This is a genomic window from Burkholderia sp. BC1, assembly GCF_052683555.1.
In genome coordinates this window covers 1-20,387 of sequence record NZ_JBQYLP010000083.1, presented here as the reverse complement: position 1 = coordinate 20,387, position 20,387 = coordinate 1, and the positions used below count along the sequence as shown (strand labels likewise).

Genomic DNA, 20,387 nt, shown 5'->3' with positions numbered 1-20,387 from the left:
AGACTGATCACGTTCGCCGAAACGATTGATCACCATCGCCGAAATCCGCACTTGCAGCCGCACCGCATGATCCATCTGCCGCCAGTCGGTCGCGATCATGTTGGTCGCGGTCGGAATGCCGGTCGCGCGGCGGAATTCGGCCATCACCTCGCGCCCCGAATAGCCGGCTTCCGGCCCGCACGGATCTTCCGCATACGCGAGCAGGTGGCCTTGCCCGCGGCACAGCGCGATCGCTTCGTCGAGCGACCAGGCGCCGTTCGGATCGAGCGTCACGCGCGCGTCCGGAAAGCGCGCCTTGATCGCCGCGATCGCTTCCATCTCGTCGGCGCCGTCCATCACGCCGCCCTTCAGCTTGAAATCGGCGAACCCATAACGGTCGACCGCGGCCTCGGCCTGCCGCGCGATCGCGGCCGGCGTCAGCGCCTCGTCGTTGCGCAGCCGGAACCAGGGATCGCTCGCGTGCGCCTCGTCGCGATACGGCAGATCGGTGCGGCGCCGGTCGCCGATATAGAACAGATAGGCGAGCATCGGCACCGCGGCGCGCTGCTGACCTTCGCCGAGCAGCGCGGCAACCGGCACGTCGAGATACTGGCCGAGCAGGTCGAGCAGCGCGGCCTCGATCGCGGTGATCACGTTGTCGAGCCTCAGGTTGATCTCGTGCGGCTGGCGCAGCACCGCGGCTTCGCCGGCCGACGTGACCTCGTGCCGGATCGTGCGCCCGGCGCCCGCGGCCGCGCCGGACAGCGCCGCGCGCACCGCGTTTAGCGTCGCCTGGTAGCGGCCGATCGGCTGGCCGACGACGAGATCGGTCATGCGCTCGAGCGCGTGCCGGATACCTTCGCCGCCCGGCACTTCGCCGACGCCCGTGCGTCCGCTGTTGTCGTCGAGTATCACGAGGTTGCGCGTGAAATACGGTGCATGCGCGCCGCAGAGATTGAGCAGCATGCTGTCGCGGCCGGCGACGGGAATCACCTGCATCCGCGTGACGCGCGGCGTGCCGGCATGACGGGCTTCGGACATCGTTCGGGGTTCCTCTCGAAGGCGGGCGGCCGGCTGCGCCGGCTCGGCCCGCGTCGGTTCAACGAAGCTCGACGCGGCGGATCTCGCCGACGACGAACAGATAACAGATCACCGCGATGAGCGCGTGCGCGCCGACATAGACGAGCGCGCCGTTGAACGACCCGCTGCGGTCGACGATATAGCCGATCGCGATCGGCGTCGTGATGCTCGACAGGTTGCCGCAGGTGTTCAGCAGCGCGCCGCTGAGCCCGGCGATCTGGCGCGGCGCGGTATCGGCGTTGACGGCCCAGCCGAGCGCGCCGAGCCCCTTGCCGAAGAACGACAGCGCCATGAACAGCACGACGAGCACGTGCGAATCCGTGTAGTTGCAGACGATCATCGACATCGACAGCAGCATCCCGACCACGATCGGCACCTTGCGCGCGACCGACAGCGAACGGCCGTGCCGCAGCAGCGCGTCGGAGACGACGCCGCCGAGAATGCCGCCGAGGAATCCGCACACGGCCGGGATCGACGCGACGAGGCCCGCGTTGAGAATCGACATCCCGCGCGCCTGCACGAGATAGACCGGAAACCACGTGATGAAGAAGTAGGTGAGCGCGTTGATGCAGTACTGCGCGACGTAGACGCCGATCAGCATCCGGCTCTTCAGCAGCGCCTTCACGTGCCGCAGCGACGGCCCGCCGTCGCGCGCGCCGCTCGCCTGATCGATGTTGACGAGCGCGCCGCCGTCCGCGAGATAGTCGAGTTCGGCACGGTTGATCTGCGGATGGTCCTTCGGATCGTAGACGGTGCGCCGCCAGACCGCGACGAACGCGAAGCCGAGCACGCCCATCACCGCGAATACCGACTGCCAGCCGAACGCATGCACGAGCCAGCCCATCAGCGGCGCGAACACGACGGTCGCGGCATACTGCGCGGCATTGAAGATCGCCGACGCGGTGCCGCGCTCGGCGGCCGGAAACCACGCGGACACGATCCGGCTGTTGGCGGGAAACGACGGTGCCTCCGCTGCGCCGACGAGAAAGCGCAGCCCGAACAGCAGCGCGAACGCGGCCGCGCCGCCGAAGAAGCCGATGGCGCCTTGCAGCAGCGTGAACAGCGACCAGAAGAAGATGCTGAACGCGTAGACGATGCGCGAGCCGTAGCGGTCGAGCAGCCAGCCGCCGGGCAGCTGCGCGACCACGTACGACCAGCCGAACGCGGAGAAGATGAAGCCGATCTGCACGTGGTTCAGATGCAGGGCACGCGCGAGGCTCGGGCCGGCGATCGAGATCGCCGCGCGATCCGCGTAGTTGATCGTCGTGACCGCGAACAGCACGGTCAGCACGAGCCAGCGCACGCGTGTGCGCCGGGCCGTTGCCGACGCGGACGCCGGCAGCGCGTGAAGCGGATTCATGCTGTCTCCTCCGAGGCGGAAGGCGGGCCGTCGTGCGGCCGGCGCGTCGATGTGCGCGCGATCTGTCGTGTTGCGACGCCCGGGCCGGGCGAGCGGGCGGGCGTCCGGGTCATTCTGTCACGGCGACATTTGCGCATTCATGCCAATTGCTGACTTGATCGATTCAGGAATTGAATCGATCTTGGCGACGGCGACCGACCAGCCAGATTTTTATCCGGGTGATATTGACATCTGATTTATACCCGGATAAAAATGTCGCCATCCGATTTCGCATCCGAGGCGACCGCGATGACTGCAACTCTGTTTCTTCCTTCCTATACCGCGTTCGACGGCCATCGCCGCATCGCGTCGGGCCGGCTCGACACGGTGGCGCTCGCGGTCAAGCGCATCGCCGGCGACGGCATGGCCGGCACGGTCCTGATCTTCGACGATGCGACGGGGCGCTCGATCGACCTCGACCTGCGCGGCACGGCCGACGAAGTGCGCGCGCGTTATGCGCCGCCGGCGTGCGATGTCGCGCAGGACGCAGGCACGGCCGGCGATCCTGCCGGCGCGGCCGAACAGCGCGGCCGCGGCCGGCCGAAGCTCGGCGTCGTGTCGCGCGAGGTCACGCTGCTGCCGCGTCATTGGGACTGGCTCGCCGCGCAACCGGGCGGTGCATCGGTGGCGCTGCGCAAGCTCGTCGAAGACGCGCGCCGCACGCATGCGGCCGCCGACCGGCGGCGCGACGCGCAGGCGCGCGCCTATCACTTCATGTCGGCGCTGGCCGGCGATCTGCCCGGTTTCGAGGAAGCGACGCGCATGCTCTATGCGAACGATCTCGCGCGGATGGCCGAGCGGATCGCCGGCTGGCCGGACGACGTGCGCGACCACGCGCTCGCGCTGGCGCGCGGCGAGCTGCCGCCGTCGACCGAAGCGTGCTGAGCGCGTGCGCTCCGGCCATGCATCACCGCGCGCGCAACGCGTCGACGATGTTGAGCCGCGCGGCGCGCAGCGCCGGCAGGAAGCCGCCGACGAGCCCCATCACGAGCGAGAACAGCAGCGTCTTGACGACGATCGCCGGCGTCAGCACGAAGCGGAACGACAGGTCCGAGAAGGTCTGGAAGTTGGTCGTCGAGAACGACGCGAACTGCATCAGCGACGCGCAGGCGAGCCCCGCGACGCCGCCGACGAAGCCGAGCAGCAGCGCTTCGAGCAGGAACGCCGCGAGCACGTTCGCGCGCTTGAAGCCGAGCGCGCGCAGCGTGCCGATCTCGGCGGTGCGGTTCGCGACCGACGCGTACATCGTGATCGTCGCGCCGATCATCGCGGCGATCGAGAAGATCGTCGACAGCGTGATCCCGAGGATGTTGATGAAGGTCGACAGCGCCTTCGACTGATCGCCGTAGAACGTCTGCTCGCGCTTGGCTTCGTCGGTCAGCCGCGGATCGACGTCGATGTCGGCCTTGAAGCGCGCGAAGCCGTCCGCGCCCGGAATGCGCAGCACCATCGACGAATAGCTCGTGCGCCGGAACGACTGCATCAGCTGATCGACGTCGCCCCAGATTTCCGAATCGAAGCCGCTGCCGCCCGCGTCGAACACGCCGACGATGGTCCAGTCGCGCTGCGCGAAATGCAGACGGTCGCCGAGCTGCGTGCCGCTGAAGCCTTTCGCGACCGCGCTGCCGACGATGATTTCCGACGACCCCGGCGCGAACATGCGGCCCGCCTTGAGTTGCACGCGCGGGCGCAGCGCGAGCCCGGCCGGCGACACGCCGCGGATCACGACGTTCGACGGTTTGCCGGTCGACGTCTTCACGAGCGAGATCAGCACGACCGCTTCCTTCGACACGAGCGGCCGTCCGTCGGCGCCGAGCGCGACGGACGGATGCATCTCGAGCGCGTTCGCCTGCTGATGATCGATCGCGCTCTGGATTTCGGTCTCGGCGCCCTTGCGGATCACGACGACGTTGTCGGGCTCGCCGGTCGACACGAGCGTCTGCGTGAGCCCGGCGTCGAGCATCAGCACGGTCGCGAACACGAAGATCACGAGCGCCATTCCGCCGGCGGTCAGCGCGGTGGTGAGGCGGCGCGCCCACAGATTGCGCGCGATGTAGGTGAGCGGAATCGCCATGCCGCGCCCGTCAGCCGATCGCCCGCAGGCCTTCCACGACGCGCACGCGCGCGGCCTGCCACGCGGGCACCAGCGCGGCCGCCACGCCGACCGCGACCGAACACGCCGCCTGCAGCGCGAGCGTCCGCGCGGACACGTGGAACACCGGGAAGATTCCGCCGGCCGCCTGCTTGAACAGGCTCGCGGCCGGCGGCGTCGCGAGCATGCCGAGGCTGCCGCCGATCGCCGCGATCACGACCGATTCGCCGAACACGAGCAGCGCGAGGAAGCCGGGCCCGAAGCCGAGCGCCTTCAGCGTCGCGTATTCGGCCGTGCGCTCGCGCGCGCTCATCGCCATCGCGTTCGCCATCACGGCCATGATGATCAGGATCACGACGTAGGACACCAGCCGGATCGCCGCGATGATCTGGTTCGACATCGCAACGAAGCCGAGCTGGAACGCCTGCTCGGTCTCCGTCAGCGTTTCGGCGAGCGAGTTGCGGAACGTCGCGTCGACGTTGCGCGCGATTGCCGCGCCGTCGTCCGGGTTCGCGACGCCGAGCACGAACACGCCGACCTGATCGGCCTGCTTCGGCGTGCGCTGGCGGACCGTCTCATTGAGATAGTCCCAGTGGAACACCAATTGCCGCGTGATCGTCGATTCGTCGCGCCCGTCGAGGATGCCGCGCACGACGAAATCCCAGGTGCCCGGATAGATCGTGCCCTTCAGCGGAATCACGTCGCCGACCTTGAAGCCGAACTGCGTCGCGAGCTGCCGCCCGACGAGACAGCCGCGGCGGTCGCGCGCATAGTCGGCGCGCTGCTGCGCCGGCACGATGAATTCGGGATACAGATCGAGATAGTTGTCCGACACCGCGAAGCTCGCGAAGAAGTTCTTCGGATCGCGGTAGATGCCGCCGAACCAGTTCGAGCGGACGATCGCCGTCACGCCGTCGACGCCGCGGATCCGGTTCTCGTAGCTGACCGGCAGCGGAAACACGAGCGAGATCGCGTTGCGCGTGACGAGCCGGCCGCTCGACGCGGCGGCCGCGCCGGCGTACCACGCGTCGACGACCGTATGCAGCAGTCCGAAAGCGAGCACCGCGATGGTCAGGCCGAGCACGGTCAGCAGCGTGCGCAGCCGGTGCCGCAGCGCGTTGCGCGCGATCAGCTTCAGCACGAACATCGTGCGCGCCGGGGCGAACGGTCAGCGGCCATGCCCATCGATCAGCTCCCCCTTTTCGAGATGCACGAGCGATTTCGCGGCCGCGGCCGCATGCGCGTCGTGCGTGACCATGATGATCGTCTTGCCGAGTTCGGCGTTCAGCCGCTGCAGCATCGCGAGCACGTCGGTGGCCGAGGCGCGGTCGAGATCGCCGGTCGGTTCGTCGGCGACGATCAGCGCGGGATCGGTGATCAGCGCGCGCGCGATCGCGACGCGCTGCTGCTGGCCGCCCGACAGCTCGGACGGATAGTGCGCGGTCCGCTCGCCGAGATTCACCATGTCGAGCACGAGCTCGACGCGCTCGCGCCGTTCGCGGCGCGACAGCGGCGTGAGCATCAGCGGCAGCTCGACATTCTCGAACGCGGTCAGCACCGGCATCAGGTTGTAGAACTGGAAGATGAAGCCGACGTTCGCCGCGCGCCATTCGGCGAGCTGCGCTTCCGCGAGCTGCGTGATGTCGAGCCCGCCGACGCGCAGTTCGCCGGCATCCGGCCGGTCGATACCGGCCACCAGATTGAGCAGCGTGCTCTTGCCGGAGCCGGACGGCCCCATCAGCGCGACGAAGTCGCCTTCGCCGATGTCGAGCGTGATGTCGGTCAGCACGGGCACGACCTGGCTGCCGCGCCGGTACGACTTCGCGACGTGGCTGATCTCGACGAGGGGCGGCGGTGCGGCGCTCACGCTACTTCTTCGCGACGGTCACTTTCGCGCCGTCCTTCAGCGCCGCCCCGGGCGCGAGCACGACCGTGTCGCCGGGCTTCACGCCGCGCACCGCGACCAGCTCGCCGATGCGCGCGCCGCGCGCGACGGGCACCGCGTGCACGGTGTCGTCCTGCAGCGCGAACACGACCGGCCGGCCGTCGCGCTCGACGACGGCGCTCGCCTGCACGGCCGTCACCGGCTGGCGGTCCTGCGCCGACACGGGCTTCGACAGGAACGCGATCTTTGCACTCATGTCGGGCAGTACGCGGTCGTCGCGATCGACGAAGCGCACCTTCACGAGCACGGTCGCCTTCGAGCGGTCGACGGTCGGCACGATCCGCGACACGCGGCCCGCGAAGCGCATGTCGGGCAGCGCGTCGAGCTGGATTTCGCACGGCTGCCCGGCGCGGATCTTCGCGATGTTCGATTCGGCGACGTCGGCCTCGACTTCGAGCGTGTCCATGTCGGCGATCGTCACGACGGCGCCCTTGCTGTCCGATGCGGACGAGAACGGCGTGATGTTGTCGCCGACGTTCGCGTGCTTCGCGAGCACGATCCCGTCGAACGGCGCGCGGATCACCGTCTGGTCGACCGCGACCTGCGCGGCGCGGGCATTCGCTTCGGCCGACGCGACGGCGGCCTCGCCGCTGTTCACCGACGCGCGCGCCTTGTTGACGCGCGCGGTGTCGGTGTCGAGCTGCGCAGCCGGCACGGCGCCGCGCGGCGCGAGCGCCGCGGTGCGGCGCAGCGCGATCTCGGCATCCTTCAGCTCGGCCTGCTGCACGCCGAGGTTCGCGCGCGCCACCTTCACCTGGGCAAGCGCCTGCGCGAGCGATGCTTCGACGTCGCGGCTTTCGAGCCGCGCGATGATTTCGTCCTTCTTCACGCGCGTGCCCTCGAGCACGCCGAGCCATTCGACGCGTCCCTGGCCCTTCGATGCGACGGCCGCCTTGCGCTGCGGGACCACGTAGCCCGTCGCGTTCAGCTGCGTGTCGTTCTGATAGGGATAGGCGGACGTGACGGCCGTCGTGTCGATGGTCGGCCGGCGCGTGACGGCGAGGCCTATGCCGAGCGCGACGAGCGCGAGCGCGGCGGCCGCCGCATAGCGAACCCAGCGTCGCCGGCGCGGCGCTGCGATCGGGCCTCGGTCGATCTTCAGCTTGTCCAGATTGTGATCGGGCAATTGGGTGCCTCTTGGCGGCGGTCTCGGGGCCGCGGTCCGGTGCCGGGAGCGTGTCCGGGAAAGGGACGGAAGGTCGCTCAGTATAGCGTCGCCGCGCACGGCCGGCGCACCGGTTCGCCGGCATGCGGCTGCCGGTGGCGCGTGCGCCCCCGGGAAAACCCGGTAAACGCCGCGCACGTGTCAACTGGCCGCGAAGCCGGTGCGTTATCGAGCCAGTGCGTCAGGATTCCAGTGCGGCGGAACGGTGCAAGCCGGCCGGCGCGACTGACGCTCCGATGCGGATGCCTCGCATCTTTTCGTACCGGTACGTTTGAATTTTTTCTCCGCTAAAGGAAGAACAATGAAGAAGACGCTCGCTTCGATCATGACCGCAGCATTCGCTCTCGCATCGGTTTCGGCATTCGCACAGGCTTCCGCGCCGGCCGCCGACACGTCGGCTTCGGCCCCGGCACCGGCCAAGAAGAAGGATCACAGCAAGCCGAAGCACCAGCTGAAGCACCACGGTTCGGCAAAGGGCAAGGCGAAGGCCGCAGCGGCTTCGGCAGCCGGCACGAACGACGCAGGCACGCAGAACTAAGCACGCGGTGCAGGCCGGCGCGGCCGGCCCCGTCGCGAAACCCCGTTTGCTTCGGCAGACGGGGTTTTGTTTTTTCAGCCGCCGCTCGCGCCGGATTGCGCGCGCATCGCCTCGACGAGCGCCTGCATGCGCCGCCAGTGCGAGCCTTCCCAGAACACGCGCCGGCACACGTCGCACGCGGCGAAGCGCCGGTGCCGCTGCCGCACGCCGGGCGGCACGCGCGGCGCGGCGGCCGCCGCGTCGAGCGCATGCAGCGGCGCATTGCAGCGCAGGCAGAGCCGGAACGGCTGCATGCGCGGCGCGAGATCGAGCCGCGCGAACAGCTCGCGCAACTGCTCGGCCGGCTGCTGCGCATGGACGTAGCAGCCGCGCACGATCGCGCGGCGCTTCAGCAGCTCGCGGTCGCGCGTCAGCACGATGCGGCCCTCGCGCTCGGCGAGCGCCGCGATCTCGTCGTCGCGGAAGTGGTTGTCGTAGCGCGTGTCGAAACCGGCGAGCCGCAGCAGCTGCGCGAGCCCGCCGAGATGGGCGTCGGCGACGAAGCGCCAGGCGTCGGGCGGCGGCGCGCTCGCGGCGCCGCGTGCGCGCTCCGGGTACACGTCGATGCGGTCGCCGTCGTCGACGCGCCGCTCGAGCGCGGCCGGCGCATCGTTGACCGATAGCCGGCCGATTTCCGTATGCGGGACGCCGAGCGCCTCGATCGCATGCTTGACGGTCGCGTCGCGCGCGCACGCATGCGCGAACGCGCGCTCGCGCTGCTCGCGCGCGAGAAACGCGTTCAGTTCGCCGTGGAAGCGGAAGGTCGCGGTCGCCATCCGCGCAGTATCGCATCGCGAGCCGTGCGGCGTGCGCCGTCAGGCCTGAGGCGTGCGCTGCGCGTTGCACGCATCTGTGTTTAACTCGCGGCTTGACGATCGAAGGAGCGGGCAATGGATCTCGGATTTATCGGGCTGGGCGAAATGGGGCAGGCAATCGCGACGAACCTGCTGAAGGCCGGACATGCGGTGCGCGTGTGGAACCGCTCGCGTGATCGCGCGGCGCCGCTGGCGGCGCTCGGCGCCCAGATCGTCGATTCGCCGGCCGAGGCGTTTCGCGGCGACGCGGTGTTTTCGATGCTGGCCGACGACGCCGCCGCGCGCGCCGTGTTCGACGACGCGCTGCTCGCGCAGGCGCCGCGCGGCTTGATCCACGTGAACATGGCGACGATATCGGTCGCGCTCGCGGAATCGCTCGCGCACGCACATGCATCGCGCGGCCTGCAGTACGTCGCCGCGCCGGTGATGGGCCGGCCCGACGTCGCGGCCGCCGGCCGCCTGACGATCATGGCCGGCGGCCCGGCCGAGGCGATCGACCGCGTGCAGCCGCTGTTCGACGCGATCGGCCAGAAGACCTGGCGCTTCGGGTCGCTGCCGCAGCACGCGAACGTCGCGAAGATTGCGGCGAACTTCACGCTCGCGTCGGCGATCGAGACGCTCGGCGAGGCGTCGGCGCTGCTCGGCGCGCACGGCGTCGCGATGCGCGACTTCCTCGACGTGATCACGCACAGCGTGTTTCCGGGGCCCGTCTACGAAGGCTACGGCGCGATGATCGCCGAACGCCGCTACGAGCCCGCGCGCTTCAAGGCGCGGCTCGGACTGAAGGACGTGCGGCTCGCGCTCGAAGCCGGCGACGCGGCGTCGGTGCCGCTGCCGGTCGCGAGCGTCGTGCGCGACAGCCTGCTCGACGTGCTCGCGCACGGCGGCGGCGATCTCGACTTCGCGGCGCTCGGCGACGCGGCACTGCGCCGCGCGGCCCGTTGACGGCGCGCGCGACAGCAGCGTCGCGCGCACGGCATAATCGACGTTTCGTTTTGACGACTTCACGCAGAGGCGCGCAATGAACCTGCATACCTGGTGGCTTTTCGTGGCGACGGTGTTCGTCGTGTCGGCGATTCCCGGACCGAACATGCTGCTGGTGATGACGCACGGCGCGCGCCACGGCCTGCGCCGCTCGGCGGCGACGATGGCCGGCTGTCTGAGCGCGCTCGTGCTGATGCTGTCGGTGTCGGCCGCGGGCCTCGGCGTGTTCCTCGAGGCCTGGCCCGCGATGTTCAACGCGCTGCGTTTCGCGGGCGCCGCCTATCTGATTTACCTCGGCGTGAAGGCGTGGCGCGCAAGCGCCGACGACGTGCCGGCCGCCGATGCCGAGCCCGCGCCGCGCCATGCGGCCAATGCGTCGCGCTGGGCGCTGTTCCGCAACGGCTTCCTGGTGGCGGGCAGCAACCCGAAGGCGATCCTGTTCGCGGCCGCGCTGCTGCCGCAGTTCATCAACGCGGCCGAGCCGACGCTGCCGCAGTTCGGCATGCTCGTCGTCACGTTCGCCGTGATCGAGGTCAGCTGGTATCTCGTCTATGCGTCGTTCGGCACGCGCATCGGTGCGACGCTGAAAAGCCGCAGCGTCGCGAAGATCTTCAACCGGCTGACGGGCGGACTGTTCGTCGGTTTCGGCGCGATGATGGCGCTGGTCCGCCACTGATTCGCGCCGCCGCCGCGCGCTGAACGACCCACACCGAACGCCCCGCGCCTCGTCAGAGGGCGGGGCGTTCGTCTTTCAGGCCTGCGTGTCGGGCAGCGCCGCGCTGCCGGTCGCGCGCACGGCGGACCGCCCGGCCAGGCCCGATGCGCCGGCGAAGACGAGCGCGACCGTGCACACGGCGCTCCAGCCGCCCCACGCCCATGCGCTGCCCGCGAGCGCCGCGCCGATCGCGCCGCCGACGAAGAACAGCCCGACGAACAGGCCGTTCAGGCGCCCGCGCGCGGCCGGATTCAGCAGGTTGATCGCGCGGCGGCCGAGCGTCTGGTCGACGATCACGCCCGCATCGAGCAGCGCCGCGCCGCCGGCCAGCAGCGCCAGCGCGAGGCCGCGGTGCGCGTGCGCGTCGAAGCCGAGCCAGCCGGCGCCCGCGATGCCGAGCACGACGAGCGCCGCGAGCATGGCGCCGAACGCGGCGCGCTGCGCGAGCGGCCCGCGCCCGCTGTCGCCCGCGCGACCGGCGAGCGGCGTGACGATCGCGCCGCTCGCGCCGGCGAACGCGAACAGCGCGACTCCGTGCAGGTCGAGGCCGAACGGCGGCTGCGCGAGCCGCAATCCGATCGCCGTCCAGAACGCGCTGAACGCCGCCATCGCGAGCGCGGCCGACAGCGCATGCCGCCGCAGCACCGGTTCGTCGGCGAGCAGCCGTCCCATCGATGCGAGCAGCGCGCGGTAGCTCGCCGTGACGGGCGGCGTGCGCGTCGGCAGTCGCAGCGCCAGCACGGCTGCGATCGCGACGTCGGCCGCGGCCGCGAGCGCATAGAACGCGCGCCAGCCGATCGAGCCCGCGATCAGGCTCGCGAGCGGCCGCGACAGCAGAATGCCGAGCATCAGCCCGCTCATCACGTTGCCGACGGCGCGCCCGCGCTGCGCTTCCGGCGCCATCGACGCCGCCATCGGCACGAGCATCTGGATCACGCTCGACGCGGCGCCCGCGATCAGCGTCGCGCACAGAAACACCGTGCCCGAGTGCGTGACGGTCGGCAGCGCGAGCATCGCCGCGCATACGGCGAGCGTCGCCACGATCACGCGGCGGTTCTCGAGCAGATCGACGAGCGGCACGAGCAGCGCGAGCCCGGCCGCGTAGCCGAGCTGCGGCAGCATCGCGACGAGCCCGGCGAGGCTCGCGGGCAGCTGCAGGTCGGCGCTGATCGGGCCCGTCAGCGGTTGCGCGGCGAACAGGTCGATCACGATCACGCCGACCGTCGCCGCGAAGAAGAGCGTCATGCCGGCGCTCAGCGTCGGCCGGGCGTCGTGCGCCGCGCGCGCGGCGCCGGGACAGGAAGGGGCAGGGCAGTTCATGGCAGGGCCACCGGAATAGTCGAAGGAAACCCCATCCTAGGCGGCGTCACGTTATGCGACAATTGAAATATCTCTAACATCATTATGCGAGTTTGCTTTGAATACACGCGATCTCCAGGCGTTCGTCGCGGTGGTGGACAGCGGCTCGATGGTCGCCGCGGCGACGCGGCTTCATCTGACGCAGCCGGGGCTGACGCGGCGCGTGCAGAACCTTGAAACATTGCTCGGCGTGCCGCTGCTCGACCGGCAGAGCAAGCCGCTGAAGCCGACCGCGGCCGGGCGCGACGTGTACGCGCTCGCGCGCAACGTGCTGAGTGCGGTCGATGCGCTGTTGGCGGCCGGCACGCCGGATAGCGAGCCGACCGGCGAACTGCGGATCGGCGTGCCGCCGTTCCTGTCCGAACTGGCGCTCGAGCAGCCGATCGACCGGCTGCGCGAAGCATTCCCGCGCCTCACGCTGCGCGTGACGGCCGGCTGGTCGCCGGCGCTGCTGCAGGGCGTCGAGCGCGGCACGCTCGACATGGCGACCGTGATGGTGCCGGTCGGCACGACGCTGCCCGACACGCTGAGCGCGACGCGGCTCGGCACGCAGCCGACCGTGCTCGTCGCCGCACGCGACTTTCCGCTGCCGGACGGGCCGCTGACGCTCGACGCGCTGTCGCGTTATCCGTGGGTGCTGAGCCAGGACGGCTGCGGGATGCGTTCGGCGCTGAGCCGTGCGCTCGGCGCGGCCGGGCTGCCGTTCGACGTCGCGGTCGAGGCGTTCGGCTCCGAGCTGCAGTTGTCGCTGGTGGCGCGCGGCGCGGGGATCGGCATCGCGCCGCCGAACGCGCTCGCGCGCAGCGCGCATCGCGACGCGCTGAAGATCGTGCCGACCGACGGGCTCGATACGCGGATCGGCGTCTGGATGGTGCACGGCGCGCTGCCGGGCCGGCTGATGCGGCCCGCCGCGCTGCTGCGCGAGGCGCTCGGCGCCGTGCTGGCGCGGGAGATTGAAACGGGGTCAGGTGTGAGCGCGGCGGCCTAGCGCCCGCCGGACGGCGTTAGAGTCGCCATTCGAGGGAAAATCCTTATTTTCTCTACGGAAATGTTGCGCTGCGCAAATCGATTCGCTATAGTTACACCTGTCTCCTCCATGTCTCCTCTGATATGGATTCAGCCCGCCTCTCAAGGCGGGCTTTTTTTTGCCTGCGCGCCGGCCGCGGGCGAGCCGCTGCGCCGCCGCCGGTGCGGCCCGGCATCAGAACTTGTAGGTCAGCCCGACGTAGCTGATGATCGGATCGGCCTTCAGCTCCGACTTCGATTCCGCGAGCACCGTACCGTCGGCCGCCTTGATCGTCACCGTCGACGTCGTCTTCAGCGGGATGTAGGTCACCGACGCAATCAAACCGAAATGCTCGGTCATGTTGTACTGCACGCCCGCGTTGAACACCGGCTGCCATGACGACGACGCTTTCGCTTCCACCGATGTCGTGCCCGGCTTGCCGGCGCCTGCCGCGAGGATCGCGCCGAGGTTGTCCTGCGTCTGCTTGATGAAGTTCGAGTTGAGCTGCAGGTCGCTGAACCAGTTGTACGACACGCCGAGCCCGAGGAACGGCCGGAAGCGCGCGGTGGCCTGCCCGAAGTAGTACTGCAGCAGCACCGCCGGGCTCCATTGCCGCACGCTCTTCACGATCGGATTGACCGCCGCGATCCCGATGTTCTGCGTGCCGAGCGCGCCGGCCGGCCCCGGCGGATTGATCGTGCCCTTGCCCGACACCTTGAACACCGGCGGCACGCCGGCGACCGACGTGACCGCGATGTGGTCGGTCAGAAAGTGGCTGATCGTCAGCCCGACGGTGTCCGCGCCGCTCGTGTGCAGCCCGGTGCCGGGCGACGTGAACGACGGCGGCAGCCGCAGCGGCGTGTTGATCGGCGTCGGCGCGACGTTGGTCGTCATCGGCGTGCTGCTCTGCTGCGGCATCACGTGGAACCAGCCGAGCGTGACGACGTTGCTGCCGGCGCTCTGTGCGTGGGCCGCGAGCGGCGCCAGCGCGGCGGCGCCGGCCGCCGCGCACAGGAAGGTCTTCTTCATCACGGCAGCCTCCGCTTACTGGACGAACGCGCCGATCGTGAAATACGGCGTCGAACCCGCGTTGTCGAGGAAGCCGAACACGCCGCCCGTGAAGATGAACTTGCCGGTCGGCGACGTGCTGCCCGAGCCCGTATGGATCGTCGTGACCGTGCCCGGCACCTTCTGCGTGTAGTCGAGGTCGAGCGCGGTCGCGAGCGATGCCTGCGACGGCTGGAACGGATCGAGCAGCGTCGCCTGCGCGTTGATCAGCGCCGTCGTCCGATAGTCGAACTGGCTGTCGACGCCGATGTACTCGCCGTTCTGCGAGCCGACCGACACGGCCGTCTGCGGGGCGAGGATCGAAATGCTCGACTCGTCGTCGGCGGTCAGGCCCGGCACGCCGTTGCTGTCGGGCGTCGGGTTCGGGTTCGCGACACCCGTGCGCACGAGGATCGGCACGAGCTGGTTGCGCAGCTTGCCGACGACCATGAAGCCCTTGCCCTGCGGCGTCGCCGACAGCGTCGGCTTGATCTGGCTCTGATAGTGATCGGTCTCGAACGCGCCGCTGCCGTCGGCCGACTGTACGAAGTTCGTGCCGCGCTGCACGCAGGCGCCGCCGGCGAACTGGCCGGTCGAATCGCACTTGCTCCACGTGCCGTCGGCGTTGATCGTCACCTTCGCGTCGATCGACACCGGCGCGAAGTTCTGCGACGGCACTTCGCCGAAGCCGACATGGCTGTATGTGCCCGCCACGTTCGCGATATTCGTCTCGATCTGCGAGAAGCCGATGAACGGGTAGTACGGGAATTTCGTGTCGGGCACCGCGGCCTGGCCGAGCACGCCGCCGAACTGGATCTCCTTGCCGGGAATCGTGCCGCCCGCGACGCCGTAGCCGACGAAGATGCGCGCCGGGCGCGACGCGTCGAGGCTCGCGCCGTTCAGCCGGAATGCGCACTGGTTCAGCTTGTTGGTCGGCAGCAGCGTTTCCTGCGTCAGCGTGCCGCTGTCGACGGTGCCCGCGCGCGTCGGCGTCACCGTGCCCGTCGTGCGCGGCACCGGCGATTCGATGTACGTGACCTGCCAGGTCATCTTCGTCGTGTCGAGCTGAAGCTTCACGAGTTCGCCGCTGCCCGCGCCGCCCGTGTAGACGGTGTTGTAGTCGAGCGTCGCGGGGCAGAGCCGCTCCTCGACGAGCGGCGGCGGATTGTCGCCGTCGCCGCCGCCGCCGCAGGCCGAAAGAAGGGGGGCGGCAAAGGCCGCCGCCAGAACGAGGTTGCGCTTCATGTTGCTCCTCCGGATTTGTCTTGTACGGCGGCCGGCTCCCTGTCGACCGCTTCTGTTGCTTGTGCTCGTGCTGCCGGCGCCGTGCCGGGCGCCTTCGTGCGTCGCGCGGCGGCGTGCGTGCGCCGCCGCGTCCCCGACCGCTACTTGCTGATCTGCGCGCCCACGCCGAAGTACGGTGTCGACGACGTCGTCGCGTTCGCCGACGTCGACGTGACGCCGCCGTTCACCGTGCCCTGCACGAGCGCCGCGTACAGCCCGCCCGTCGCGATCACGACGCCCGACGCGGACGGATAGCTCGCGCCGCTCGCCGGCGTCGTCGTCGTGGCCAGCAGGCCCGGCGTCGACTGGCCGTAGTCGAGCGTGAAGCCGTCTTCCTCGGCCTGCGTGGACGGATTGATGAACGACGCGTTGCTGCCGCGAATCAGCGCAGCCGTGTACTTGAAGTTCGAGTCCGCGCCTGCGTAGCCGCCGTCGATCGCGCCCGACTGGATCGTGCTCGCCGCGCCGAGCACCGCGATGCCCGATTCGTCGTCGACCTTGGCGTCGGTATGGACCGCAGCGTCGGTGCCGAGATACACGCTGCCCGTCCGCACGATCACCGGCACCGTCGCGCCGTTGAGCTGGCCGATCACCATGTGCGCGCTGGCCGACTTGCCGGTCGCGCCGATTAGCGGCAATTTCGTCTGCGGCAGGATCTGCGGGGCATTCTTGCTATCGAGGTAGCCGCCGTTCGCGGCATTCACGGTCCACGGATCGCCGGTCGTCTGGCACGTGCCGCCGGTCGATGTACACGCACCGTTCGCGTCGAAGGTCTCGCTCGAATTCGTGCCCTTCGTTGCGTAGTCGCCGGACGGCACGAGGTGGTAGATCAGCGCGTTATAGGTGCCCGGCAGCTTCGTCAGGTCGGTCGTCGTGTTCGCGAAGCCGAGGAACGGATAGAAGTCGAAGTGGCGGTTCGGCACCTGGCCCACGTTCTTGAACACCGGAAACCCGATCACGCTGATCGTCAGCCCGTCGTACTGCACCGTCGCACCCGGAATGCCGCCGCCCGCGACGCCCATGCCGACCAGCAGCATCGGCGGGTTCGCCTGGTTGAAGTCCGCGGCGGTCGAATAGGTCGAGCCGTCCGGTGCGGTCCCGGTGCCCGGCGTCAGCACGAAGGCGCAGCGCGTCTGTTCGGCCGTCGGCAGCGTGCCCGCGGGCGGATGTACGACCTTGCCGGTGATCGTCGTGCCGGCGCGGCTCGGCGTGACGGTGCCCGTTTTCAGCGGGATCGGCGATTCGAGCCACTTGAGCGTGTAGGTCATTGCGACCGCATCGATGTTCACGCTGACGATCTCGCCGCTGCCCGCGCCGCCGAGATACGTGCTCTTCACGATATCGGCGTTCGCCGGGCACAGCGCGCCGTTCACCGGCTGCGACGGTGGCGGCCCTTGCGTGCCGCAGCTCGAGCCCGAGCATTGAGGCGCGTCGATCGGCGCGAGCGAACCGCCGGAATCTCCGCCGCCACAGGCAACCAGCAAAGGGGCAATGGCAAAGGCCGTTGCCACCCCCTTCGATAAGGTGTGCGACATGCCGCTGTCTCCAGTCGTTTAATTGTGCGAGCTAATGTCGCCGCGTGGATTTTTGCTGTCAATTGACGAACTCGTCTAAAAAAGACGATTGAAACGAAAGGCGCTTTTAAAGCCCTTTACGGATAAGGCCTGCGGTAAGAAATTTAAACGCGCGGGAGGGCGGAATAGGGTGCGGAAGTCGGCTCGGCGCCACGCCGGGCGGCCGCCTGCGCCGCTGTGCACGTCGTGGCGAAGCGTTTAAAGCGAACGGTATCCGGTTTATCCCTATCCGGGATGAAAGGGGGAGCGGCGGCGCGCGAAATTAATTAACCGGAAATGAGCTAATCGAAAGCTTGTAAATATTTGTAAATGCCGGCGCGCGCGTTTTATTGATTGCCGGCCGTGAATGAAAAAAGCCGGCCAGCGGCCGGCTTTGCATCGCGTGCGATGGCGATCAGCGCTTGAGGCCCGTGTCCTCGGCTGCGCCGATGTTGATGTTCATGCACTGGATCGCGGCGCCCGACGCGCCCTTGCCCAGGTTGTCGAGTCGCGCGACGGTCACGAAGCGCTCTTCGTTGCCGAATACGAACAGGTCGACGCGGTTCGTGTCGTTGTTCGCCTGCACGTCGAAGAAGCCGCCGTCGAGGTTTGCATCCGCGTTGAACGGCGCGACGCGCACGAACGGTTCGTCCGCGTAGTACTCGGCGAACACGCGCTGCACGTCCTGCGGCGTCGCGCGCTTCGCGAGCTGCTCGGGCGTGAAGTACGTCGTCACCGCAAGGCCCTTCAGGAACGGGCCGACGATCGGCGTGAAGATCGGCGGGTTCGCGAGGCCCGTATGGGCGGCCATCTCGGGCAGGTGCTTGTGCGTCAGGCCCAGTGCATACGCGCGCGGGCTCGCGAGCTTGCCGCCCGGCGCCGCGTTCTCGTAGTCGGCGATCATCGACTTGCCGCCGCCGCTGTAGCCCGTGATCGAATAGCTGTGCGCGGCGAACGTCGGCGCGACGATGCCGGCCTCGACGAGCGGGCGCATCGCGAGCACGAACGCGGATGCGTGGCAGCCCGGCACCGCGATGCGCTTCGACGTGCGGATCTTCTCGCGCTGGCCGCGCGCGAGTTCCGGCAGCCCGTACGCCCAGTCGGCATGCGTGCGGAATGCGGTGCTCGCGTCGATCAGCGTCGTGGCCGGATTCTCGACGAGCGACGCCGATTCGCGCGACGCGACGTCGGGCAGGCACAGGAACGTGACGTCGGACGCATTGATCAGGCGGCGGCGTTCGTCGACGTCCTTGCGCTTCGCTTCGTCGATCCGCAGGATTTCGATGTCGTTGCGTGCCGACAGGTATTCAAAGATCTTCAGGCCGGTCGTGCCTTCCTGACCGTCGACAAAAACTTTGGTGCTCATTTCGCTCTCACTGAAACGGGGGCGCCGCGGCCCGAAAACCGACATTTTAAGACGTCAGCCGCTGCACCTGCAGCGCAGCGGGGAAAAAAAGCGGCCGGCGCGACGCGCCGGCGCCGTCACCGCCGCGCGGCGGCGTGCCGTGAGCGGCAAGACGCAGTCTAGCGAGCCGACATGACGGAACGGCGTCGGGTGCGTCACTGTCCGTAGCGGACGACGAGCCGCGCGGTGCCGATCGTCTCCGTGCCGATTTCGTGCTCGAACATCGGCGCGGGCCGGCCTTGCGCGACGCGCAGGTCGGTCGCCTTCAGCGCATAGACGGTGATCACGTAGCGATGCGGCCTGCCGGGCGGCGGGCACGGGCCGCCGTAGCCGTCGGTGCCGAAGTCGTTGCGCGCCTCGCTCGCGCCGATGCGCCGCAGGAAGCCGGACGCGCTCGCATCGGCCGGCAGGCTCGTGACGGTACGCGGAATGCCGGTCACGGCCCAGTGCCACCAGCCGCGGCCCGGTGCGTCGGGGTCGAACATCGTGACGGCGTAGCCTTGCGTGCCGGGCGGCGGATTGCGCCAGCTCAGCTGCGGCGAACGGTTCTCGCCCTTGCAGTCGCCGCGGTCGAACAGGTTCGCGGTGCCGACGCGGCCGCCCGGCGTCAGATCGTCGCTCGATACGGTGAACGGCGCTTGCGCATGCGCGAACGCACAGGCGAGCATCGCGCAGGCGGCGGTGACGACGAACGCACGCGGACGACCCGATGGCGCAGGCGGAGCGATCCGGCGATCGACACGCATATGGCGCTTCTCCCGTCACGTGGCGCGGGCCGAGCGGCCCGGCATTGTTGGTGTGTGCGTGGCCGGCGCAAGGGCAGGCGGCGACGCATGAAGTCTAGCATTCGGGGTTGGATGCACGAAGCGGATGCCGCGCCGTGACGCACGGCATGCACGGACGAAAAAAAACCGCTCGCGATCGCGAGCGGTTCGTGCGTGCGGCGTACCGGCATCGGCGCCGGCGCGGCATTACTCCTGGGCGCCCGTCGCGCCGCCGTGCGCGGCCGACCACTCGGCCGGCGCGTGCAGGAATTTCTCGACTTCGTCGAGCGTCTTCGTCTCGAAGTAGCCCGATGCCTTCGCGACGCGCAGCACGTCCCACCAGGTCGCGAGCGCGTGCAGGTCGACGTCGATGTCCTTCAGGACCGACACGCTTTCCTTGAAGATGTTGTAGTGGAACAGCACGAAGCAGTGATTGACCTTTGCACCGGCCGTGCGCAGCGCGTTCACGAAGTTGATCTTGCTGCGGCTGTCGGTCGTCAGATCCTCGACGAGCAGCACGCGCGAGCCTTCTTCCAGATGACCCTCGATCTGCGCGTTGCGGCCGAAACCCTTCGGCTTTTTGCGCACGTACTGCATCGGCAGCATCATCCGGTCGGCGATCCACGCCGCGAACGGGATGCCGGCCGTCTCGCCGCCCGCCACCGCATCGATCTGCTCGAAGCCGACGTCGCGCATGATCGTCGTTTCCGCCATTTCCATCAGCGCACGGCGCACGCGCGGATACGAGATCAGCTTGCGGCAGTCGATATAGACGGGGCTCGCCCAGCCCGACGTGAAGATGAACGGTTTTTCGGCATTGAAGTGCACCGCCTGCACTTCGAGCAGGATTTTGGCGGTCGTATCCGAGATCGACTGACGATCGTAGCCTGTCATGGGCATTCCTTGGGTGATGAGCGAGGAGCGGGCGCGGGCCCGGTGGCGCAGCAAGGGGAACCCGGCCGGGAGCCGGGTGCGACCGGGAGGCCGATCGCACCGCTGCGCGCGTAGCCCGCAATTTTACCCGATTCAGGGCGGTTTTCGGCGGAATTCGCGCAGGTTCGCCCGGCTGCTCGCCACCGGTGAAACAAGCGGCCCGCCCGCGCCGGCGGCTGATGGCGGGCATGCCGTGCCGCAGCAACGCGCGTCATTCTCGGGGGTGTACACTAGCAGGCTGCGGAAATACCCAACAGCCAAGTCCACGCCCCAGTGGCGTGATGC

The 20,387-nt window shown here is 69.0% G+C and carries 19 protein-coding genes; 5 read left to right on the top strand and 14 right to left on the bottom strand.

Annotated features, from left to right (window positions below; all coding sequences use genetic code 11):
* Together ACSHSS_RS26685 and ACSHSS_RS26680 are read right to left on the bottom strand one after the other, a co-directional pair.
* A partial coding sequence (locus ACSHSS_RS26685; protein WP_445545738.1) for an enolase C-terminal domain-like protein occupies nt 1-1,020 on the bottom strand: 1,020 nt, incomplete at its 3' end.
* A gap of 58 nt (nt 1,021-1,078) precedes the next feature.
* Nucleotides 1,079-2,419, bottom strand: coding sequence for an MFS transporter (locus ACSHSS_RS26680; RefSeq protein ID WP_261513476.1), 1,341 nt, complete (start codon nt 2,417-2,419; stop codon nt 1,079-1,081).
* A 288-nt stretch (nt 2,420-2,707) separates the two neighbouring features.
* Here ACSHSS_RS26680 and ACSHSS_RS26675 point away from each other — a divergent pair, with 288 nt between their 5' ends.
* Nucleotides 2,708-3,343 (top strand): DUF2239 family protein, encoded by a 636-nt coding sequence (locus ACSHSS_RS26675; RefSeq protein ID WP_105800205.1) that lies wholly within the window; start codon nt 2,708-2,710, stop codon nt 3,341-3,343.
* A 22-nt stretch (nt 3,344-3,365) separates the two neighbouring features.
* On the opposite strand, the gene ACSHSS_RS26670 is transcribed toward ACSHSS_RS26675, so the two are convergent.
* From ACSHSS_RS26670 to ACSHSS_RS26655, 4 genes are read right to left on the bottom strand one after another with little or no spacing between them, the layout of a single operon-like run.
* Nucleotides 3,366-4,532, bottom strand: a complete 1,167-nt coding sequence (locus ACSHSS_RS26670) for an ABC transporter permease (protein WP_105800201.1) — start codon at nt 4,530-4,532, stop codon at nt 3,366-3,368.
* A 10-nt stretch (nt 4,533-4,542) separates the two neighbouring features.
* The gene (locus ACSHSS_RS26665; protein WP_006413518.1) at nt 4,543-5,697 is read right to left on the bottom strand and encodes an ABC transporter permease; all 1,155 of its coding nucleotides are present in this window, start codon (nt 5,695-5,697) and stop codon (nt 4,543-4,545) included.
* 21 nt (nt 5,698-5,718) lie between these two features.
* Nucleotides 5,719-6,417: an ABC transporter ATP-binding protein gene (locus ACSHSS_RS26660; RefSeq protein WP_039226186.1), complete on the bottom strand. Its 699-nt coding sequence runs from the start codon at nt 6,415-6,417 to the stop codon at nt 5,719-5,721.
* Between the two features lies 1 nt (nt 6,418).
* The gene (locus ACSHSS_RS26655) at nt 6,419-7,621 is read right to left on the bottom strand and encodes an efflux RND transporter periplasmic adaptor subunit (RefSeq protein WP_261513480.1); all 1,203 of its coding nucleotides are present in this window, start codon (nt 7,619-7,621) and stop codon (nt 6,419-6,421) included.
* Nucleotides 7,622-7,961: 340 nt separating this feature from the next.
* Between ACSHSS_RS26655 and ACSHSS_RS26650 the strand changes: the two genes are divergently transcribed.
* A complete protein-coding gene (locus ACSHSS_RS26650; protein ID WP_006413521.1) occupies nt 7,962-8,198 on the top strand; it encodes a hypothetical protein in 237 nt (78 codons plus the stop codon).
* Nucleotides 8,199-8,272: 74 nt separating this feature from the next.
* Here the strand turns inward: ACSHSS_RS26650 and ACSHSS_RS26645 are convergent, their stop codons facing one another.
* Entirely contained in the window at nt 8,273-9,013 is a 741-nt protein-coding gene (locus ACSHSS_RS26645; RefSeq protein ID WP_261513482.1) for a Mut7-C ubiquitin/RNAse domain-containing protein, read from the bottom strand.
* Nucleotides 9,014-9,127: 114 nt separating this feature from the next.
* On the opposite strand from ACSHSS_RS26645, the gene ACSHSS_RS26640 reads away from it, so the two are divergent.
* Nucleotides 9,128-9,997, top strand: a complete 870-nt coding sequence (locus tag ACSHSS_RS26640; RefSeq protein WP_261513484.1) for an NAD(P)-dependent oxidoreductase — start codon at nt 9,128-9,130, stop codon at nt 9,995-9,997.
* Between the two features lie 76 nt (nt 9,998-10,073).
* A complete protein-coding gene (locus ACSHSS_RS26635) occupies nt 10,074-10,712 on the top strand; it encodes a LysE family translocator (protein WP_054316800.1) in 639 nt (212 codons plus the stop codon).
* A 75-nt stretch (nt 10,713-10,787) separates the two neighbouring features.
* On the opposite strand, the gene ACSHSS_RS26630 is transcribed toward ACSHSS_RS26635, so the two are convergent.
* On the bottom strand, nt 10,788-12,071 hold the full coding sequence (locus ACSHSS_RS26630) for an MFS transporter (protein WP_261513485.1): 1,284 nt from the start codon (nt 12,069-12,071) through the stop codon (nt 10,788-10,790).
* A 97-nt stretch (nt 12,072-12,168) separates the two neighbouring features.
* Between ACSHSS_RS26630 and ACSHSS_RS26625 the strand changes: the two genes are divergently transcribed.
* Nucleotides 12,169-13,098: a LysR family transcriptional regulator gene (locus ACSHSS_RS26625; RefSeq protein ID WP_105840865.1), complete on the top strand. Its 930-nt coding sequence runs from the start codon at nt 12,169-12,171 to the stop codon at nt 13,096-13,098.
* 213 nt (nt 13,099-13,311) lie between these two features.
* Here the strand turns inward: ACSHSS_RS26625 and ACSHSS_RS26620 are convergent, their stop codons facing one another.
* From ACSHSS_RS26620 to ACSHSS_RS26595, 6 genes are all read right to left on the bottom strand, one after another.
* On the bottom strand, nt 13,312-14,145 hold the full coding sequence (locus tag ACSHSS_RS26620) for an OmpW/AlkL family protein (RefSeq protein WP_039226173.1): 834 nt from the start codon (nt 14,143-14,145) through the stop codon (nt 13,312-13,314).
* A gap of 15 nt (nt 14,146-14,160) precedes the next feature.
* Nucleotides 14,161-15,408 (bottom strand): DUF2957 domain-containing protein, encoded by a 1,248-nt coding sequence (locus ACSHSS_RS26615; protein WP_059784754.1) that lies wholly within the window; start codon nt 15,406-15,408, stop codon nt 14,161-14,163.
* A gap of 140 nt (nt 15,409-15,548) precedes the next feature.
* On the bottom strand, nt 15,549-16,982 hold the full coding sequence (locus ACSHSS_RS26610; protein WP_060039059.1) for a DUF2957 domain-containing protein: 1,434 nt from the start codon (nt 16,980-16,982) through the stop codon (nt 15,549-15,551).
* A 433-nt stretch (nt 16,983-17,415) separates the two neighbouring features.
* Nucleotides 17,416-18,366, bottom strand: a complete 951-nt coding sequence (gene argC / locus ACSHSS_RS26605) for an N-acetyl-gamma-glutamyl-phosphate reductase (RefSeq protein WP_006401315.1) — start codon at nt 18,364-18,366, stop codon at nt 17,416-17,418.
* A 194-nt stretch (nt 18,367-18,560) separates the two neighbouring features.
* A complete protein-coding gene (locus ACSHSS_RS26600; protein ID WP_006412600.1) occupies nt 18,561-19,151 on the bottom strand; it encodes a YbhB/YbcL family Raf kinase inhibitor-like protein in 591 nt (196 codons plus the stop codon).
* 225 nt (nt 19,152-19,376) lie between these two features.
* Nucleotides 19,377-20,063, bottom strand: coding sequence for an orotate phosphoribosyltransferase (locus ACSHSS_RS26595; RefSeq protein WP_006401311.1), 687 nt, complete (start codon nt 20,061-20,063; stop codon nt 19,377-19,379).
* Nucleotides 20,064-20,387: the final 324 nt, after the last annotated feature.

Bases quoted from the DNA above. Each gene is read 5' to 3' on its own strand.
- ACSHSS_RS26650 (WP_006413521.1), top strand. From the start codon at position 7,962: ATGAAGAAGACGCTCGCTTCGATCATGACCGCAGCATTCGCTCTCGCA.
- ACSHSS_RS26635 (WP_054316800.1), top strand. From the start codon at position 10,074: ATGAACCTGCATACCTGGTGGCTTTTCGTGGCGACGGTGTTCGTCGTG.
- ACSHSS_RS26640 (WP_261513484.1), top strand. From the start codon at position 9,128: ATGGATCTCGGATTTATCGGGCTGGGCGAAATGGGGCAGGCAATCGCG.
- ACSHSS_RS26665 (WP_006413518.1), bottom strand. From the start codon at position 5,697: ATGTTCGTGCTGAAGCTGATCGCGCGCAACGCGCTGCGGCACCGGCTG.
- ACSHSS_RS26595 (WP_006401311.1), bottom strand. From the start codon at position 20,063: ATGACAGGCTACGATCGTCAGTCGATCTCGGATACGACCGCCAAAATC.
- ACSHSS_RS26620 (WP_039226173.1), bottom strand. From the start codon at position 14,145: ATGAAGAAGACCTTCCTGTGCGCGGCGGCCGGCGCCGCCGCGCTGGCG.
- ACSHSS_RS26645 (WP_261513482.1), bottom strand. From the start codon at position 9,013: ATGGCGACCGCGACCTTCCGCTTCCACGGCGAACTGAACGCGTTTCTC.
- argC (WP_006401315.1), bottom strand. From the start codon at position 18,366: ATGAGCACCAAAGTTTTTGTCGACGGTCAGGAAGGCACGACCGGCCTG.
- ACSHSS_RS26680 (WP_261513476.1), bottom strand. From the start codon at position 2,419: ATGAATCCGCTTCACGCGCTGCCGGCGTCCGCGTCGGCAACGGCCCGG.
- ACSHSS_RS26615 (WP_059784754.1), bottom strand. From the start codon at position 15,408: ATGAAGCGCAACCTCGTTCTGGCGGCGGCCTTTGCCGCCCCCCTTCTT.
- ACSHSS_RS26610 (WP_060039059.1), bottom strand. From the start codon at position 16,982: ATGTCGCACACCTTATCGAAGGGGGTGGCAACGGCCTTTGCCATTGCC.
- ACSHSS_RS26600 (WP_006412600.1), bottom strand. From the start codon at position 19,151: ATGCGTGTCGATCGCCGGATCGCTCCGCCTGCGCCATCGGGTCGTCCG.
- ACSHSS_RS26670 (WP_105800201.1), bottom strand. From the start codon at position 4,532: ATGGCGATTCCGCTCACCTACATCGCGCGCAATCTGTGGGCGCGCCGC.
- ACSHSS_RS26630 (WP_261513485.1), bottom strand. From the start codon at position 12,071: ATGAACTGCCCTGCCCCTTCCTGTCCCGGCGCCGCGCGCGCGGCGCAC.
- ACSHSS_RS26675 (WP_105800205.1), top strand. From the start codon at position 2,708: ATGACTGCAACTCTGTTTCTTCCTTCCTATACCGCGTTCGACGGCCAT.